The sequence below is a fragment of the Tenacibaculum sp. MAR_2009_124 genome, from assembly GCF_900105455.1.
Classification (GTDB): Bacteria; Bacteroidota; Bacteroidia; order Flavobacteriales; family Flavobacteriaceae; genus Polaribacter.
In genome coordinates, this window is sequence record NZ_FNSF01000002.1 from 341,849 (window position 1) to 360,458 (window position 18,610).

An 18,610-nucleotide genomic window follows, 5' to 3' on the forward strand; every position below is an offset into this window, starting at 1 on the left:
TTTACCATTCGTTACTTGTTTTATTGCGTTTAAAATTATAAAACGAGAAAATTAACCTTTGTAAATTTCACGAGAATAATGAAAAGAACAGCTCTACTATTACCTTTAATACTATTCTTAGTTAATAAGACAGAAATAGAACTAGTAAATAAAAAAGGGAAAAATGAAGATAAAATCACACAAAAAAATACCATTGAAAAAATTAAGTTGTTTAATGGCTCGGATTTAAAGGGGTGGTATACTTTTATTAAAAAGAGAGGACGAGATAAGGATCCTAAAAATGTTTTTACCGTTAATGATGGTATGATAAAAATATCTGGTGAAGAATGGGGAGCACTTATAACAGATAAAAAGTATCAAAATTATACACTTTTGATTGAGTATAAATGGGGTAACAAAACCTATGAGCCAAGATTAAATAAAGCAAGAGATTGTGGTGTGCTGTTTCATTCAAAAGGGATGGATGGGGCTTTTCAAGAAGCGTGGATGTGTTCAATAGAGTGCCAGATTATGGAAGGTGGTACAGGTGATTTTGTGGTGGTAGGTGATGGAAGTGAGGAATTTCAAATAACTAGTAAAGTTAATCCTAAAAAACGTGGTTGGGGGTACGACTTTGATCCAAATGGAATATCAAAAACTATAACAGAGGGACGTTTTAATTGGTTACGGAGAGATCCGAATTGGGTTGATATACTTGGAGTACGTGGTAAGTACGACGTTGAAAAAGAACATGGAGAATGGAATAGACTTGAATGTAGAGTTATAAAAGATGAAATATCAATAATATTAAATGAGGTTTTAATAAATAAAGTGACAAACGTTAAACCGAGTAAAGGGAAAATTCAGATTCAGTCGGAAAGTGCAGAGATTTTTTTTCGACGTATAGAGTTAACTCCAATTATAGGAAAATAGGGTTTATTTTTTAATTCATTATATTAAGAATATAAATTATGTAGTTAAATTGTTTTCTAAATTAACAGCAATAATGAATTAAAATATGATAAGACATTATTCGATATTAAATTTCTTTTTTTTATCACTTATAAATATAGTTTCAGTAAACTGCCAAACTGAGGTAGAAAAACATAATGATGGATGGAAATTATTTGTAAATGAAAAAGAATACAATATTAAAGGTGTAACCTTCGGCTATGAAGATGACGTCGAGAATTATGATACTTATTTTAAAGAACTTAAGTTTTTAGGAGTTAATACAATTAGAACTTGGGCATCAGGAAATAACATGAAAGAATTACTCGATGTAGCTCATAAGAATGGTATTAAAGTAATGGTTGGTATTTGGATGCGTCATGGAAGACCAGGAATGGAAGATGATGACAGTTTTAATTACTTAGAGGATACGCAAGGAAAAGAAGAGATGTATAACAATGCCATCAAAACTGTAAATTTATTTAAGAACCATGAAGCTGTGTTAACATGGGGAGTTGGGAACGAGGTTTATTTAAATATGGCTACCGGTAAGGAAAAAATAGCCTATTCTGAATTGTTAGAACGCATTTGTAGTGATATAAAAATTATTGACAAAAATCACCCGATTACTTCTGTTGAAGCTTGGACATATGGGTTAGATTGGTGGAGTAAATATGTGCCTTCAATTGATATTTATGGACTTAATTGCTATGGGCAAGGAGCTGTTTTATTATCAGATGAGTTGGTCAAAAAACATATTGATAAACCATATATTATTACTGAGTTTGGTGTTCAAGGAGAATGGGATGTTACTCGTAAAACAAATGGAGTAAAAAATGAACCTTCAGATTTTAGAAAGTATAATGCAATAGCTAAAGGGTATCCAAATTGGATAAAGAACAAACCAAATAATCTCGGAGTATTTGTCTTTCATTACGCTTCAGGGAGTCAATTTATAGCCCCTTGGTTCTTTACCCACTATAATAAAATGAAACGACCGCAATATTGGGCGATTCGAGAAGCATTTACTGGCAAACTCCCTGAAAATAATATTCCTGAAATAAAAAATTTCAATATAAAAGGTTCTTCATTTAATAGTGAATCATGGATTTCGGTTGATTTAGAAGCGATTGATACCGATAATGATAGCCTGACTGTAAGTTTTAGTTATAATCAAAGAACTGGAAGTCGTGTAAGACGTGATCAAATTAAAACGTTAATTTATAAGGGGAATTTAAAGGATGGATTTAGAATTAAATTACCTAAAGAAAATGGGGCGGTAAAAATATATGCAATGATTAAGGATAGCTATGATAACCTCGCCATAGCCTCAACAGGAGTTGAGATTAAAGATGAAGAGGTTGCAAAAAGAAAGTATCTGGTTCCTAAGGTTGAGCTTCCATTTTATGTTTATAAAAACGGTGTAAGCAATGCCTACTCTCCATCGGCTTATATGGGAAATTATAAGAAGATGAAGGTAGATATGGAGCATATAGAAAAATTGGATTCTAAACGAATTTGTTTAAAATTAAGCTATCATCAACCGTATGATTGGTTTGGTTTAGGACTTGTTAACCCTGCAAATGATTGGGGTAATATATTGGGAGGCTATGATATTTCAGGAGCTAGAAAATTTAGTTTTCTGGCTAAGGCTAATAAAAAGAATATAAAAGTAACCGTTGGATTTGGACTTATTGGAAAAGATAAAAAGTATCCAGATACAGCAAAAAAATCTAAAGAAGTTAAACTAACAACAAAGTGGAAAAAATATTCATTTAGTATTAAGAAACTCGATTTAAGTTGTATCCGATCAGGATTAACTATTTTCTCAAGTGGAAACGGAGATACCGTTGATATATTCTTGGATGATGTTGTTTTTGAATAACTCATACTTTTGTATGAATTAACTGCTTTCCAAAACATTCCTACTCTTGTATGATGGTTTTCTCATAAATCAGATAATATACTTGCACTCTCAAAAAGTATATTAATTATGATTAAAAATACAATAATTTTAGTATCATTCCTTCTAAGTTTAACGCTTTCAGCACAAGAATATCAAACCAAAGAGGATAAAAAAATCAAGAAGTTCGCAGCCTTTGAATTAGGGCAGGCCATTGTAAATGATTTTAAATCGTATTCTGGTGAAATAGGAGTTCGTTTTAAGAATGACCATATGATTCGATTGGTACATATGAATATTAAGTTAACTGAAGCGCATTTGTCTTCGGATTTTGCTTCCGCCGTTGAAGGAGATCACTTGATTGGAGAACAATTTGGTTTTGAAGTTTTTTATGATTTTCCTGTTCTTTGGAAAGGAGTGTATTTAAGTCCATCATTGGGGTGGTATAGAAATTTTTATGAACATATTTTTCTAAAAGAAAACTTAGAGAAAAGTTCGGCAACAATTGGAGCAGCTATTAGTTATAGAGAAACGGATGTTTTTGGTTTAAAAGGATTGTATTATACGATTTCACTTCCTTTTAGAACGCCTTTTAACCCGATAAAAGAAACAAGACTTGGAGAAGCTATTGTAAAGAATAATATTTTAGATAGTAATATTTTTCTTTTTATAGGTTTTGAATTTTAAGTAATCTGAGAAAGAAACTTAGAGCTCTTTTTGATTTCTATATTGATTCAAATTATGGTAACATAAAGTGTTTTTTTTAATAGAGAAAGGAATATTTCAATCATACCCCTTTCTCTTTCTCCCCCTGAAGTGGAATTCCCCAAAACCACTGTATTTTTATTATTAAGACACGAGTAAAAACAAAAAGTCACACTAAATGAGTGTTTTAGGTGTAGTTTTGATATGTTGTTAAAGCAAAGAAGGCAATCATTTTGGGAATTGTAAAACGATTGTAAAGTAGATTTTCCTACTAAAGAGTTTGTAAGATGAATAAAAAGCAACCTAAAAGATTGCTTTTTTTTATTCAATATGTTTTTATGTTACCAACCAGCACAAATTGGAGATTGTCCATTTGGACATGTTTCATTACAATAGAATTTATGAGGTACCCCATTAATAATGCAAACACCAATTGAGTTGCCTACGGCTCCTTGAATTGATTGCTTTTCAGTTTTTGTTAGAACTTGTACATTTTTTAAGTTTTTCAGAATTTTTAACATAATAGTAGTTTTTTGGTTAAACAGTTTTAAAAATAATAAACAGCCAATTTGAATACAACTGTTGGGGTATTATTAACAGATTATTATGATTGAGAAAAAGAGATTTCGTTGATAGGAGTATAAAAAAAACAGAAACCGAAGTTTCTGCTTTTTCAAGGTAAAATCCCCCAATTCCCCTTATAAAAATTCTCATTATATCACATAAGTCGAAAAGAAAACATCAAGCTTTCAAAGCTGATCAAATTTTTTCGAAATTGGAATTTAAAAGGTGGGAGCAGAGAATGAAAAATAAGAGTAACCTAAAATGTATTTTCTGTGGAAAAGTTATTTTAATGTAATGGAAATAAAGATGAAGAGGGGTTAACGCTTGATTAGAAGCATATGTTTTCTAAATAAAATAAGTTCAAAAAAAAACTTACCTAGTTTTGAAACCAGGTAAGTTATAAGTGAAAACTAACCAAACTTTAATCATTTGCTTTAACCACCTCAAAGATAGAACAGAGAAGGATTACTGATTTTTTGATTTTCGACTTTTCTTGTTAATATATATCACTTGATATCTTAAAAACGACAAATCATTTAGATTTTGAGATTAAGTGGCTGTTTTTTAGGTTTTTAGGGTTTTGTTTTGTTCTTTTTCGATACTTCAGTTTTAATCGGGTAGGAAAATTACCGAAGAAAATATATGTGAGGTAGATTTATAATATTCATGAAACGGTTATTCCACAAAAACGAGTGCAATTAATTTTAAAAATTCTTTCCTGTTATTTTATGACTATGAAGAAAAGAGAAATTATAAGTGAGACTATCGTAGAAGGATTTGGGGTAATAAAAGGAGGAAATGATTTTTTGAAAACTCGAATTGTTTTTGAATGAAATTATGATTTAAGTTCAGTAGTAAAGTTGAACTTTGTGTTTTTAAAAAAGAAGTTGTGATTAATGATATGGAGTTAGATTTTTTTTCTCGAAAAAGGAAAGCAAAAAAAACTTACCGAGTTTGAGAACTCGATAAGCTTAAGTGAAAACTAACCAAACTTTAATCATTTGCTTTAACCACTTCAAAGATAGAACGGGAAAAGATTAGTGGTTTTTTGATTTTCGACTTTTCCTATTGATATATTGCATCTGTTGTCTTAAAAGCGACAAATTGTTGTGTTTTGTTGTTTAAGTGTTTGTTTTGCAGTTTTTTAGATTTTTTTTTGGTTTTGTTAATATTTCAGTTTTAAGTTTTTATGACCATATAATTATGGAAATAGATGTAAAAGTAGTAGTTGGATATACAATAATCAGTGCATTATTTTTTTAAGAAGGTTGTCTTAATAAAATGAAGAAGAATACAATTGTAACAAAATGATAACTATAGTTTTTTATAAAGTATTTTTCAATGTTATATACCGTGAAGAAAAGGGCTTTTAGGTAGATCGAAAATTAATAAGCGAAAACTAATATTTTTCAGGAAATGAAATATTTAGTAGTTGGAGTATTTTTTTGGGAAAAATGATTAAAATTTAATTTTTAGAGTCTTCTTTTTTTAAACAATAGATCAAATAAAAGGTGTTAGAGAATTGAGGTTTTGGTTTTTTATTAAAAGAATGAAATTATAATTGTGAATGGATACTTTTTCCAAGTAAAATAAGTTCAAAAAAAAACTTACCTAGTTTTGAAACCAGGTAAGTTATAAGTGAAAACTAACCAAACTTTAATCATTTGCTTTAACCACTTCAAAGATAGAACAGAGAAGCATTACCGGTTTTATGATTTTCGTCGTTTCTTATTAATATCTAGTAGCTATTGTTTTAAAAACGACAAATTGTTTAGTTTTTAGTTTAATTGCATGAAATCAAGGGTTTTGGAGTTGTTTTTTGCTACCTGTATAACAGAACGAAAACCAAATAGAATCTAAATTGTCATTGAAAATAACTTGGTGTCGGGTTGTCTTTGATGCAGTTTTTTATCAAATGCCATACAAATATTTCGGACAAATGGACGAGCCATTTCTGGAACTTTTAATTCTTTTTGATTGATGGTAACCAATCCATCAGTAATCATTTCGGCTAACTTATTAATAGGATTATCAACTTCAGAAATTTCTAATAGAGGTGTTTCCCATGAAGTTTCAAAGTGGCACATAATGTTTAAAATGTGTTTTCTTATGGTCAAGTCTTCTTTGGAAAGAATATGCCCTCTGAATACTGGTATTTTTCCATTATTTACAAGTGCTTCATATTCCTTAACCGTTTTTACATTTTGAGCAAAACCATACCACGAGTCCGAAATTGACGACATGCCCAAACCAATCATTAATTGAGTTTTATTAGCAGTATATCCCATAAAGTTTCGGTGAAGGGTTTTGTTTTCAGCGGCCTTATACAAAGTATCCGTTGGAAGCGCAAAATGATCCATACCAATTTCAGCATACCCCATTTCGGCAAACAATTGCTTGCCTAACTCATACAATTCACGTTTTTCTTCGTTTTTTGGAAGGTCCTTTTCATTGAAGCCTCGCTGTCCAACACCTTTAACCCATGGTACATGTGCATAACTGTAAAAGGATATGCGGTCAGGTTGTAACTCTTTTGTTTTATTAATTGTATGAATTACATTTTCTTTTGACTGAAATGGCAATCCAAAAACCAAATCATGACTGATGGATGTATAACCAATTTCACGAGCCCATTGGGTAACCTCCGCTACTTTTTCAAAAGGTTGAATTCGGTGAATAGCTTCTTGCACTTTAAGATTATAATCTTGAACACCATAGCTTACTCGAGTAAAACCCAAATCAAACAATGTTTGAAGTTGTTCTTTTGTGGTATTGTTAGGGTGTCCTTCAAAGCTAAATTCATGATTCGGATGCTTTTTTGCTTGTTTAAATAAACCATCTATTAACCTTTTTAACTCATTCTCTGCAAAAAAAGTTGGGGTTCCACCTCCTAAATGAATCTCTTTAATTATTGGAATTTCATCTACTAAATCAACATATAATTGCCACTCTTTTATTACAGTATCAATATAAGGTTGCTCTACCTCATGTCGTTTGGTAATGTGTTTATGGCAAGCGCAAAATGTGCATAAACTTTCACAATAAGGTAAATGAATATACAAACTAACACCTTCTTCTTGATTACTTTCTTTAAATGATTGTTTGAATGTTGAAAGCCATTTTTCTTCTGAAAAAGTTTCGTTATCCCAATACGGAACCGTTGGGTAGCTTGTGTATCGTGGTCCAGGTATGTTATACTTTTGAATAAGTGATGTCATTTTTAGTAGGTATAAATTAGGTAATGTTTAAAGCGATACGAACCATTTCTTTAAAGGTTTGTTCTCGTTCTTGAGCAGATGTTTTTTCTTTCGTAACTAGGCTGTCGGAAATTGTAAGAATAGATAGCGCATTTACATTATATTTTGCAGCTACCGTATACAGCCCAGCGGTCTCCATTTCGACACATAAAACTCCAAAATCAGCCCATTTCTTATAACTATTGAAGTCATCTGCATAAAACTCATCAGAACTTAAAACGTTTCCAGCTTTTATGGTTAGATTATTTTCTTGGGAATAGTTTAAAGCTTTTTGAAATAACTCGAAACTTGCAGTAGGAGCAAAATCAGCTCCGTTAAACCGAATTTTATTCAATCCAGAATTACTCGATGCGGCCATAGCAATTACAATATCTCTAATTTTAATATCTTTTTGATAAGATCCGGCAGAACCAACACGAATTAAATTTTTAACCCCAAACTCTTTAATCAACTCTGTTGTATAAATTAAACAAGAAGGAACTCCCATACCAGTTCCTTGAACAGAAATTCTCTTTCCGTTAAAAGTACCTGTAAAACCAAGCATTCCTCGTACTTCATTATAGCAAACTATATTTTTTAGGAAACACTCAGCAATCCATTTTGCTCTTAAAGGATCTCCAGGAAGTAATACAGTTTCGGCTATATCATCTTGTTTCGCATTAATATGTAAACTCATGCCTCAACATTTATATTAATATTCATTTTTAAAAGAAACACCTTCCGTGGCTAAAGCAACTCCAGAGGAGGTTCCAAGACGACTAGCCCCAAAATGAATAAACTTTTTAGCAGTTTTAAGATCCTTAATGCCACCGGCCGCTTTTATTTGAATTTGATTATCTACAATTTCTTTCATTAATAGAATATCTTCTGCGGTTGCTCCACCAGTTCCAAAACCTGTTGAGGTTTTAATAAAATCTGCTTTAGCATTTACTGCTAATTCACTTGCTTGCTTAATAAGTCCAGAAGTAAGATAACAGTTTTCTAAAATTACTTTAAGTACCTTGTTTCCAATAGCCTTTTTTATCTTAGAAATTTCGGTTTCAACATATTGATGGTTTCCTTCCAATAGTTTACCAATATGAATTACCATGTCTATTTCATCGGCTCCATCCATAACAGCCTGTTTCGCTTCAAATACTTTAGTTTCAGTGCTCATTGCTCCAAGAGGAAATCCAATGACTGCTGCTATTTTTACAGAAGTTGTTCCAAGAGACTTTTTTGCTGTTTTTACATGGCTTCCGTTAACGCAAACTGCATAAAAATTATGATCTTTTGCTTCGTTACATAATTTAATAATATCGTTTTTTGTAGCAGTAGGTTTTAGGTTCGTGTGATCGATGTATTGATTAATTTTCATAAGGCATCTATTTTACTTTTTTACCAAGTATATTGGTTGCAATGGTGGAAAATACCACAATACTAATTGAACTTAAAGGCATTAAAATTGCGGCAACAACAGGTGTTAATTGCCCGGTAACTGCAAAATATAATCCCACAACATTATAACAAAGTGATAGGATAAAACAGTATTTTATAATTTTGATAGCCACCTTTGAAACCTTTATATAGTTGGCTATTTCACTAAATTTTGAGGCATCTAAAATAGCATCACATGCTGGTGAAAATACATTAATATTTTCGGATATAGCAATACCGACATCACTTTGAGCTAAGGCTCCAGCATCATTTAAACCATCTCCAACCATCATAACATGTTTGTCATGTTGTTGTAAGTTTTCAACATAATGTAGTTTGTCTTCTGGTTTTTGATTGAATAGTAAAGCAGTAGAATCAGGTAATTCCTTTTTTAAATAAGATTTCTCCCCTTGATTATCTCCGGACACTATCGCTAAATCATAATTTTCATTTAAAGAGTTAAATACCTGTTTGACTTCTTTTCTGTAGGCATTTTTGAATACGAATTGCCCTTTGTAATTATCATTAATACTTATATGAACAGAGGTGTCTAAGTTGTTTACTTCGGACTGTTTTTTAACGAAAGAAGAAGAGCCAATTTTAAAATTGAGTTCTTTGAAATTGGTTTCAATTCCTTTACCAACAAATTCTTCATAAGTTTCTACTTGAACAGTGTTTTCTGTTGGCATTGAGTTGTAAAGCATTCTACTCAAAGGGTGATTTGATGAGCGTAATGATCCTTTTAAAATTGATTTTTGATTTTGGTTTAGGGCTTCACCATTGTATTGAATGGTGTTTTCTTTATTGGAGGTAAGAGTACCTGTTTTATCAAAAATGATACTATTAATAGTTGCTAGTTGTTCAATAACCGTTGCATTTTTTAAATAGAATTTTCGTTTTCCGAAAATTCTCAAAACATTACCTAATGTGAAAGGAGCTGCCAAGGCAATTGCGCAAGGACAAGCAATGATCAGTACAGCGGTGAATACGTTTAAAGCCTTTTCTGGTTGATATAAAAACCAAAATAAGCCGGCACCAAAGGCTATTGTTAAAACAGCAATCGTAAAGTTTCTGCCTATTTTATCCGTCAAGGTTTTGAAAGCAGAGGTTTTATCCTTTTTGAAAACGTCATTACTCCAAAGTTGGGTAAGGTAACTCTGGGAAACAGAATTTAAAACTTCCATTTCAATGCTACTTGATAATTGTTTACCTCCAGCATATATTTTATCTCCCGATTTTTTGCTCAAAGGATCAGCTTCCCCTGTAACAAAGCTATAATCTATTTGAGCATTTCCTTTTATAAGTATACCATCTACAGGAATTAACTCTTGATTTCTAATTAAGAGGCGATCCCCCTTTTTTATATCATATATTTGAACACTTTCTTCTTTATTTTCCTTTGATAACTTAGTAACTGCAATAGGGAAGTACGATTTGTAATCGCGTTCAAAAGATAAAAAGTTGTATGTTTTCTGTTGGAAGAATTTTCCTAATAACAAAAAGAAAACAAGTCCAGTTAAACTGTCAAAAAAACCAGTTCCTAAATCGAAAATGATTTCTGTAGAACTTCTAACAAATAAAACAAAAATACCTAAAGCAATAGGCACGTCAATATTTAATATTTTAGTCTTTAAACCTTTGTAAGCAGAGACAAAATAATCAGTACTTGCATAAAAAACAACAGGAAGAGAAAATATAAACATTAGCCATCGAAATAGTAGCTTATATTGTTCAAGCCAAAATTCTGAAACTTCAAAATACTCTGGAAACGATAAAAACATTACGTTACCATAGGCAAATCCAGCAATACCCAATTTATAAATTAAACTCCGGTTGACTTGCTTTTTACCAACTTCGTAATCTTCCAAACTAATATAAGGTTCATAGCCAATTGAACTTAAGAGAAGAACAATTTCTTTTAAATCGGTAAGAGTCGAGTTGTAGGTTACTCTTACCGATTTTTTCGGGAAATTTACTAAGGATGTTGAAATGTTTTTTTGAAGTTTATGCAGGTTTTCCAGAATCCAAATGCATGAACTACAATGAATATGAGGAATGTACAAATTAACTACTTGTACGTTGCCATCATTGAATTCAACTAGTTTTTCAATAATTTGTTCATTTTCCAAGAAGTCGTATTTTCCTTTGCTTTCCTCAGGAACCGCTCCAGGACTATTTTCAAAGTCGTAATAACAAGTTAAATCGTTCTCTGAAAAAATTTCATAAACGGTTTTACAACCATTGCAACAAAATGACTTATCATCGACTATTATGGTTTCTGTTTCACATTTATTGCCACAGTGAAAACAATTTGTATTTTCCATTTTTTTACTCGATTGCCTGTAGCAAAATTATAGGTATACGTTGTTTTAAAATATGATATTTGTCAGCTTTTTAGTATCTTTGATTAATCCCAAAAATGGCATGATATGAGCGGTAAATGTGAGCAATGTATTGTTCGGAAGTTCAATTCACTTAAAGCACTGACTAAAGATGAATTGGTTAGGGTTTCAAGTTGTAAAACCAGTAAGTATCTTAAAAAAGGAGATATGTTATTTGATGAGGGAGAGCATATTAATGGAGTATACTGCATTAAAAGCGGAGTTTGTAAGGTTTCTAAAATGAGCGATAATGGGAGAGATCAAATTGTAAACCTCGTAAAGCATGGTGATTTGATAGGAGAACGCAGTTTGGTAAATAATGAGGTCTCAAATTTAAAAGCGGTAGCTGTGAATGATATGGAGGTATGTTTTATACCTAAAGAAGAAGTGCTTAGAGATTTAGAGAAGAATCCTAATTTTACAATGTCGGTTTTGAAAAATATGGCAATATCATTAAAAAATGCAGATAATGTAATCGTTGATATGGCGCAGAAAACTGTAAAACAGCGTTTGGCCGCAACCTTATTGTTTTTAGAAGATCAGTTTGCAAGAGATGAAGAAGGTGATGTAATGGAAATGAATTTTTCTCGTGAAGATATTGCGAATATTATAGGTACAGCAACTGAATCTGCGATTCGATTATTATCGGAGTTCAAAAAGAAGAAACTCATTGAATTAAAAGGGAAAAAAATAAATGTCATAGACAGAAAGAGTCTGAGAGAATTAGCTGAAGGCTTTTAAAAAAAAATAAAAATATTTTATACCTGCTAGAAGCTCAATTTTATTGAGCTTTTTTTGTGAAATTGAAAATTTGAAAACATAAAAAATCCTATTTTATATATTAAAATCCACAACTACGCATTATTTTTTTTAACTTTATATTAACTTTTTGAGAAATTGTTTCTAAAAAGTTGGTGGAATGTTAACTAAATATAAGCTTCAATGGGGGATAATTTGCTTATAAATAGATTGAATATTGGTGATGCTGAAGACTCAAAAACCATTTTCAATTTATACTATCCAAGACTTTTGTTTTTTGCCAAGAGCTATGTAAAGCATCATGAAGATGCAGAAGAGCTTGTGCAAGATGTTTTTGTGAAATTATTTTCTAAAAAAGAACCAATTAAAGTCAAGAAAAATTTGAATGGATTGTTGTTTACAATGACGAGAAACTCTTGTTTGGACTTTTTAAGAAGAAAGAAACGAACACTTTATATTGATGATAACATTCTTCAAAAAGAATATGCTATTAATTACAAAGCAATAGGTGATGATGATAGTATGCGTATGATAGAAGAAGAGTTAGAAGATCAAATTCGTATAGCTATTGAACTACTTCCCGAAAAGTGTAGAAATGTATTTGTGAAAAGTCGCTTTGAAGGAGCTAAAAACAGAGAAATTTCTGAAGATTTGAACATTTCGATTAAAACCGTAGAAAACCATATAACAAGGGCCTTGAAACATATGAAAGAGAGGTTAGGAGATTATCTTTATTTCTTTTAGTTAAAAAAAAACAACTTTTTTTTAGGGGTAGGTTAAAAAATTAACGTCACTATTATAAGTATGTGAAATATTTAAATAGTAATGTTGAAAATTGATATCATTAAATATTTAGAAAATAAATGTTCAGAAGAAGAAAAAAGAGCAGTTATTAATTGGGTAGCATCGTCCGATGTAAATCAAAAGTCATTTAATAAAATTAAAGCTGAATATGTAGCTTCAAAATTAAAAGAAGTTTCAACTCATGGAAATAATTCAGTTTATACAAAAATATTCAAAAAGAGAAAGAAAATTTCTTACTATTTGGCGGGCACCGCTTCCGTCGTGATCCTGTTAATTTCTTTTGTCTACTTTAATCTACAACAACAGGGGAATCATATGAATACTGAATTCTCCGATCAAAGCATCAACAAAATAGCAACCAATAGAGGAGATCAATATAGTTTATTATTGCCCGACGGTACTACGGTAATATTAAACTCAGATAGTAAAATTTCCTATCCAAAACAGTTTTCAGGACCAATAAGAGAGGTTACATTACAAGGAGAAGCCTATTTTGATGTAATGCACAATCCAGACAAACCGTTTGTGGTTAAAACAAGCGATTTAGATATTCGAGTATTGGGGACTACCTTTAATATAAAATCCTACTCAGAGGATAAAACAATTCAGGCAACTTTGGTGTCAGGGAAAGTAGAAGTGTTTAAAAAGGAGAGTAGCTCGAAGTTAGTACTAAAACCATCGCAAAGAGCTACATTAAATAAAGATCAAAATAAAATTACACTTGATAAAGTGGTTGCAAAAGACATCATTTCTTGGAAGTCAGGAAGACTGGTGTTTAAGGAGGCATCATTGGAAGATGTATTGAAAGATATTGAACGAAAATACAATGTGTCTTTTGAGGTAAAATCAGATAGGCTGCTGAAATATAAATATACCGGAAGTTTTGATGATTTGAAGGTGGAAGAAATTATGGAAATTCTAGAAATTTCTTCACCAATCTATTTCGAGAAAAATATAAATAATCCTAAAATTAACATATTCATGAAAGAATAGCCTTTAAAAACAAAAGGAGAGTGCTGCAACACCCTCCTACATTGTAATCTTAATCAATTCAGTTAAAATAATTAAAATCACACAAAATTATGAAAAAAAACAACGTAACGTTTTTTTTAATAGGAAATTCATTTTTTAGAATAATGAAAATTTATACTTTACTTGTTAGTATAACCCTCATAAAGGTGATGGCATTGGATGGATATTCTCAGAAATTGAGTCTGCATCTAAAAGATGTTGAACTAAAAGAAGTCTTGAGTGCTATAGAAAACAAATCGGAGTATAAATTCTTCTATAATTCCTATTTAATTAATTCTTCAGAAAAAAGAGACATCAAGGTTAATAATGCTGAGGTAAAAGATGTCTTGGATGGACTTTTCAAAGGAACTGTTATAAATTATAAAGTTCTTGATAAACAAATAGTATTGTTTTCAAAGTCAAAGGAATACAAGAAAATATTAGATTCCTCCTTTTTTAGAGCCCGAGATTCTATTTTTCGTAGCAATATTCTTAATAATACCGCTATTAATAGTGTTGGCGTTGATGATTTATTCGATCAGGGCGTCAAAGTAAGTGGTGCGGTAAAGGACGAAGAAGGAAGTCCTTTTCCAGGAGTAACTGTTGTCGTTAAAGGAACTATTTTTGGAGTAGAAACGGACTATGATGGTAGGTTTGAAATAAATGCACAAAAAGGAAATATTCTGCTTTTTTCATTTACTGGGTACAAATCTCAAGAAGTAATATACAATGGTCAAAAAGAGATAAACATTACTCTTAAAGAAGAAGCAAACTTACTTGAAGAGGTAATTGTAACAGGATATGCTAAACAGCAAAAGGAACGAGTTACAGGTTCCGTAGAAACTATAAAAGTAGAAAACTTAATTAACAATCCTAGAACTACTATCCAAGAAAGTATTCAAGGTAATATCTCGGGAGTTCAGGTGGTTTCGAGCTCTGGGCAACCAGGAAGTACTCCCAACGTGCGTATTAGAGGTATTGGTTCTTTTGAATCAGCTTCACCGTTGTATGTGATCGATGGACTGCAAACTAAAAGTGCTTCCGTAATGACTACTTTGAATCCGAATGATATTGAAAACGTAACGGTTTTAAAAGATGCGTCAGCAACATCTATTTATGGAACAAGTGGATCGAATGGTGTTATCGTTGTAACAACAAAATCTGGAAAAAAAGGAAGAACAAGAATCAATGTAAGTTCTCAAACAGGTTTTTCAACACCTACTATTGCCGAAAAATTTAAACCCTTAAATACTACGGAGTTTCAAGAGTTATTTATTGAAGGGGTTAGAAATGCAAATTTAGCATCAACAAACAGTGAAGCTTTAACCTATTTAACAGATAGAGGCTTTAATCCAGAGGTAAACACTGATTGGTTAGATTTATTAACTCAAAACGCAACATTTCAACAACACAATGTATCCGTTAGTGGAGGAGGAGAAAAAACAAGCTATTATTTATCAGGAGGTTTCTATAAGCAAGAAGCTGTTATCTTGAATTCTAATTTAGAAAGATTTAATTTCTTGTTAAAAGGATCTCATGATATTAGCGATAAAGCAAAAGTATCGTCATCAATAAGTTTCAGTAAAAATACGTCAAACGTAAGACCCGATGCGGGAGCATTTGCAAATCCTGTAAGAGCTATATATAGATTGAGACCTGATATTTCACCGTACAATGAAGACGGAAGTTATAATCTTGGTTTTAACGGAACACATAATCCAGTAGCTCAGGCGGAAAACGAAATCAGAAAAAATATTCGAAATAGAGTAGCTGGTGTTTTGGATTTCTCTTATAAGTTCAATGATTATTTAACGTATGAAGGTAAGTTAACAGCGGGGTTTAATTTTACCGATAACTTTGAAAGATTACCTAGTGGATATGGTTCAGGAAGACATGTAAATGGTAGAGGAGATCAAGAAGGACAATACCTAACTCGTTACTTAATGAGAAACTTAATTCGTTTCGATTATAGTTTTGGAGAGAAGCACGATATTACATCTTTCGCTGGATATGAGGTGCAAAAGATTAACAGTAAATCCTACAATTTAAGAGTAGAGAATATTCCAGATGAGTTTGAAGATTTAGCGGCTGGAGCAACTCCTTCACAAGCCTCAGAAAGTAGATCAATTGAAGGGAAAAATTCGTTGTTTTTTAATACTGAATATGCTTATGATAAAAAGTATTTACTAAGCGGATCCATAAGAAGAGATGGTTCAAGTAAATTCGGTCCAAAGAATAAACATGGGGTTTTCTGGTCAATGGGATTGGGATGGAATATTTCCAAAGAATCATTCATGAATTCAGTGAATTTTGTAGATGATTTAAAATTGAGAGCTAGTTACGGTAAAATTGGGAATGATGGAATAGGGAACAATAGATTTATTACCATACTATCTTCAGGATCTGATTATAACGGTCAGGTGGCATCAGGTTTATCAATTGGAAATCCAGATATTAAATGGGAAGATAGTTTCCCTTTAGATATCGGTTTAGATTATTCACTCTTTAATGGTAGAATTTCAGGATCGTTTGATTGGTATAAAAGAGTTGGTGAAGACTTATTAATGTCAGCCCCCGTTTCAGGATTGAACGGAACGTACACACTAACGAGTAACGTAGCGAGCACAGAGAATAAAGGGTTCGAAATTACCTTAAATACAAGAAACGTAGAATCAAATACCAACGGGTTTTCGTGGAGAACAAATTTTACCTTCAGTAGAAATACAAACAAAGTAACCAAACTAATCAATAATAATGCTCCACAAGAAGGCAGCACTAGTATAAGAGCAGTAGGTGAAGATTTTTACACTTTTTATTTACCGATTTATGCAGGGGTAGATCCTTTAAATGGTGATGCTCTTTGGTATAAAGATGAAACAAAAAGTGAAGTAACTAATAATTATGGAGACGCGAAACAAGCTATTGTAGGAAAAGCAACCCCTGATTTTTATGCTGGGTTAAGAAATACTTTTTCTTATAAAAATATCTCTCTGAATGTTCAGTTTTACACATCTTGGGGAGGGAAAATTTATGATACTTGGTCAAGGTTTACCAATTCTGATGGGTCAAGGTCATTATCTACAAGTGGTAATGTAAGCAGAGGCACTTACGAAAGACGCTGGCAACAACCAGGAGATATTACAGATGTACCAAGGTTTGTATATGGAAATACACAGTCTGGGCGTTCATCAATGTCTTCGTCTAGATTTGTTTATGACGGTAGTTATGTTCGATTAAGAGAAGCGGAACTGGCGTATACTTTTGGAGAGGATTTAAAATCGCACTTAGGAATTAGTTCGTTGAGAGTTTTCTTAAAAGGGAACAACTTATGGACTTATGTAAAGGATAAACGATTGGAAAGAGATCCAGAAGCAGGAATCGATGGTCGATTGAACCAAGAAATACCTATTGGAAGAACGGTGTTTTTAGGAGTAAATGTTTCATTTTAATTAGAAGTAAACCATGAAAAAATATATATCAATATTCATAGTAATAGTTACATTTTTAGGATGTAATGAATTAGATAGTAGGTTGTCTACCTCTATTGATGCTGAAAAAGCTATTGTAGATATCCCTACATTGAAAGCTTCTGTTTTAGGAAGTTATAATTCTTACCAAAGCGCTAGTTTGTATAACAGAGGTTTATTGGTAATACCTGAGTTAATTTCAGAAAACTCTTTTATAGATGCCTTTGATAACACAGGTCGATTTCTTGACTTTGATAGTTTTGATGTTATCAATACTGATGGAGATGTTTCTGATGTGTGGGTAGCGTTAGGAAGAATCATTTCGCAAACTTCGTATACGATTAGAAAAGCGAGAGAAGTAAGTGTAAAAGAGAATGAACTTGCTGAGAAAAATCATTTAATTGGAGAAGCACATGCTTTAAGAGCTTTTGCTTATCATATAATGCAACAGTATTTTTGTCAACCTTATAATTTTACTTCAGATGCTTCACATTTGGGAGCTCCATTACCTGATTTCGATTTGTTAGGTGGTATTGAAATCGTGTTTCCTGCGAGAAGTACTTCCAAAGAAGTGTATAATCAAATTGTTGCTGATTTAAATCAAGCAGCGAGTTTAATGTCTGGATTTACAAATCCAAACGTATATCGATTAGGATTAAACGGTGTTAATGCACTTTTATCTAGAGTGTATTTGTCAATGGAAAACTGGGAAAAAGCAGACGAGTTTGCTGATAAAGTATTAGGAAATTATTCATTAATGTCTAACGGAGAGTATGTAAGTTCTTGGAACAACGATTTTTCTTCGGAATCCATCTTTTCTATTTATAATGATGATCTTGATAACAGTGGAACTAGTAGCATGTATCAATTGTGCTTAATTTACTTGGATTTGTTTGCAACACCCGATTTTGTTAGTACGTTTTCAACTACCGATGTAAGAAGTAATTTATATCCAATGAATACAACGTTAAATGTAAATACGATAACCAAGTATACTTCTCGATTTAGTAATACTCCAGTGATTAGATTATCTGAGATGTACTTAATAAAAGCAGAAGCAAATGCAAATATTACTGGTAAAGAGATAGATGCACAAAGTGCATTGTTTACAATTATGCAACGTGCTGATGTAAATGCGGTAATGCCAACTGAAACGGGGCAGGCATTAAAAGATAGGATACTATTAGAGCGCAGAAAAGAGTTGGCTTTTGAAGGCTTCCGCTTATTTGATTTAACTAGAAATAAAAAATCTTTTGTTAAGTACAGACAAGATGCTGCTTTTATCAATATTACGCCTGGTGAGAAAACGATTATGCCGATTCCTGCTAGGGAAGTAAATGCAAATCCTAATATGCAACAAAATCCAGGATATTAATAAAGTAAATGTCATGGTCGTTAGCAACAAGGACAATG

Annotated in this window: 13 protein-coding genes; 8 read left to right on the forward strand and 5 right to left on the reverse strand. The window is 31.9% G+C overall.

Translation table 11 applies throughout. The features are described 5' to 3' along the window. The first annotated feature begins 78 nt into the window (after positions 1-78). From BLW23_RS08000 to BLW23_RS08010, 3 genes are all read left to right on the forward strand, one after another. Positions 79-912, forward strand: a complete 834-nt coding sequence (locus BLW23_RS08000) for a 3-keto-disaccharide hydrolase (protein ID WP_093668721.1) — start codon at positions 79-81, stop codon at positions 910-912. Between the two features lie 85 nt (positions 913-997). After that, positions 998-2,815 carry a glycoside hydrolase family 2 TIM barrel-domain containing protein gene (locus BLW23_RS08005; RefSeq protein ID WP_093668722.1) on the forward strand — a complete coding sequence of 606 codons (1,818 nt, stop codon included), beginning with the start codon at positions 998-1,000 and terminating at the stop codon, positions 2,813-2,815. Positions 2,816-2,923: 108 nt separating this feature from the next. After that, positions 2,924-3,520 carry a hypothetical protein gene (locus tag BLW23_RS08010; RefSeq protein WP_093668723.1) on the forward strand — a complete coding sequence of 199 codons (597 nt, stop codon included), beginning with the start codon at positions 2,924-2,926 and terminating at the stop codon, positions 3,518-3,520. A gap of 359 nt (positions 3,521-3,879) precedes the next feature. On the opposite strand, the gene BLW23_RS08015 is transcribed toward BLW23_RS08010, so the two are convergent. The 5 genes from BLW23_RS08015 to BLW23_RS08035 form a co-directional block, all read right to left on the reverse strand. Beyond that, the gene (locus BLW23_RS08015; RefSeq protein ID WP_093668724.1) at positions 3,880-4,059 is read right to left on the reverse strand and encodes a hypothetical protein; all 180 of its coding nucleotides are present in this window, start codon (positions 4,057-4,059) and stop codon (positions 3,880-3,882) included. A gap of 1,899 nt (positions 4,060-5,958) precedes the next feature. After that, the gene (hemN, locus tag BLW23_RS08020; RefSeq protein WP_093668725.1) at positions 5,959-7,320 is read right to left on the reverse strand and encodes an oxygen-independent coproporphyrinogen III oxidase; all 1,362 of its coding nucleotides are present in this window, start codon (positions 7,318-7,320) and stop codon (positions 5,959-5,961) included. Between the two features lie 16 nt (positions 7,321-7,336). Further along, on the reverse strand, positions 7,337-8,035 hold the full coding sequence (gene deoD, locus BLW23_RS08025; protein WP_093668726.1) for a purine-nucleoside phosphorylase: 699 nt from the start codon (positions 8,033-8,035) through the stop codon (positions 7,337-7,339). A gap of 15 nt (positions 8,036-8,050) precedes the next feature. Beyond that, positions 8,051-8,716: a deoxyribose-phosphate aldolase gene (gene deoC / locus BLW23_RS08030; protein ID WP_093668727.1), complete on the reverse strand. Its 666-nt coding sequence runs from the start codon at positions 8,714-8,716 to the stop codon at positions 8,051-8,053. 7 nt (positions 8,717-8,723) lie between these two features. Then, complete coding sequence (locus BLW23_RS08035; protein ID WP_093668728.1) at positions 8,724-11,099, reverse strand: heavy metal translocating P-type ATPase; 2,376 nt, start codon at positions 11,097-11,099, stop codon at positions 8,724-8,726. Positions 11,100-11,204: 105 nt separating this feature from the next. Here BLW23_RS08035 and BLW23_RS08040 point away from each other — a divergent pair, with 105 nt between their 5' ends. From BLW23_RS08040 to BLW23_RS08060, 5 genes are all read left to right on the forward strand, one after another. Continuing rightward, positions 11,205-11,897 carry a Crp/Fnr family transcriptional regulator gene (locus BLW23_RS08040; protein ID WP_093668729.1) on the forward strand — a complete coding sequence of 231 codons (693 nt, stop codon included), beginning with the start codon at positions 11,205-11,207 and terminating at the stop codon, positions 11,895-11,897. A 201-nt stretch (positions 11,898-12,098) separates the two neighbouring features. Beyond that, positions 12,099-12,659, forward strand: coding sequence for an RNA polymerase sigma-70 factor (locus BLW23_RS08045; protein WP_093668730.1), 561 nt, complete (start codon positions 12,099-12,101; stop codon positions 12,657-12,659). A gap of 81 nt (positions 12,660-12,740) precedes the next feature. Beyond that, complete coding sequence (locus BLW23_RS08050; RefSeq protein ID WP_093668731.1) at positions 12,741-13,712, forward strand: FecR family protein; 972 nt, start codon at positions 12,741-12,743, stop codon at positions 13,710-13,712. Positions 13,713-13,801: 89 nt separating this feature from the next. Next, positions 13,802-17,179 carry a TonB-dependent receptor gene (locus BLW23_RS08055; RefSeq protein ID WP_093668732.1) on the forward strand — a complete coding sequence of 1,126 codons (3,378 nt, stop codon included), beginning with the start codon at positions 13,802-13,804 and terminating at the stop codon, positions 17,177-17,179. A gap of 13 nt (positions 17,180-17,192) precedes the next feature. Continuing rightward, positions 17,193-18,572: a RagB/SusD family nutrient uptake outer membrane protein gene (locus BLW23_RS08060; protein WP_093668733.1), complete on the forward strand. Its 1,380-nt coding sequence runs from the start codon at positions 17,193-17,195 to the stop codon at positions 18,570-18,572. Positions 18,573-18,610 lie beyond the last annotated feature (38 nt).

Coding starts and splice junctions, on each gene's coding strand:
- BLW23_RS08055 (WP_093668732.1), top strand. CDS start 13,802: ATGAAAAAAAACAACGTAACGTTTTTTTTAATAGGAAATTCATTTTTT.
- hemN (WP_093668725.1), bottom strand. CDS start 7,320: ATGACATCACTTATTCAAAAGTATAACATACCTGGACCACGATACACA.
- deoC (WP_093668727.1), bottom strand. CDS start 8,716: ATGAAAATTAATCAATACATCGATCACACGAACCTAAAACCTACTGCT.
- BLW23_RS08015 (WP_093668724.1), bottom strand. CDS start 4,059: ATGTTAAAAATTCTGAAAAACTTAAAAAATGTACAAGTTCTAACAAAA.
- BLW23_RS08035 (WP_093668728.1), bottom strand. CDS start 11,099: ATGGAAAATACAAATTGTTTTCACTGTGGCAATAAATGTGAAACAGAA.
- BLW23_RS08000 (WP_093668721.1), top strand. CDS start 79: ATGAAAAGAACAGCTCTACTATTACCTTTAATACTATTCTTAGTTAAT.
- BLW23_RS08010 (WP_093668723.1), top strand. CDS start 2,924: ATGATTAAAAATACAATAATTTTAGTATCATTCCTTCTAAGTTTAACG.
- BLW23_RS08045 (WP_093668730.1), top strand. CDS start 12,099: ATGGGGGATAATTTGCTTATAAATAGATTGAATATTGGTGATGCTGAA.
- BLW23_RS08050 (WP_093668731.1), top strand. CDS start 12,741: ATGTTGAAAATTGATATCATTAAATATTTAGAAAATAAATGTTCAGAA.
- BLW23_RS08060 (WP_093668733.1), top strand. CDS start 17,193: ATGAAAAAATATATATCAATATTCATAGTAATAGTTACATTTTTAGGA.
- BLW23_RS08040 (WP_093668729.1), top strand. CDS start 11,205: ATGAGCGGTAAATGTGAGCAATGTATTGTTCGGAAGTTCAATTCACTT.
- BLW23_RS08005 (WP_093668722.1), top strand. CDS start 998: ATGATAAGACATTATTCGATATTAAATTTCTTTTTTTTATCACTTATA.
- deoD (WP_093668726.1), bottom strand. CDS start 8,035: ATGAGTTTACATATTAATGCGAAACAAGATGATATAGCCGAAACTGTA.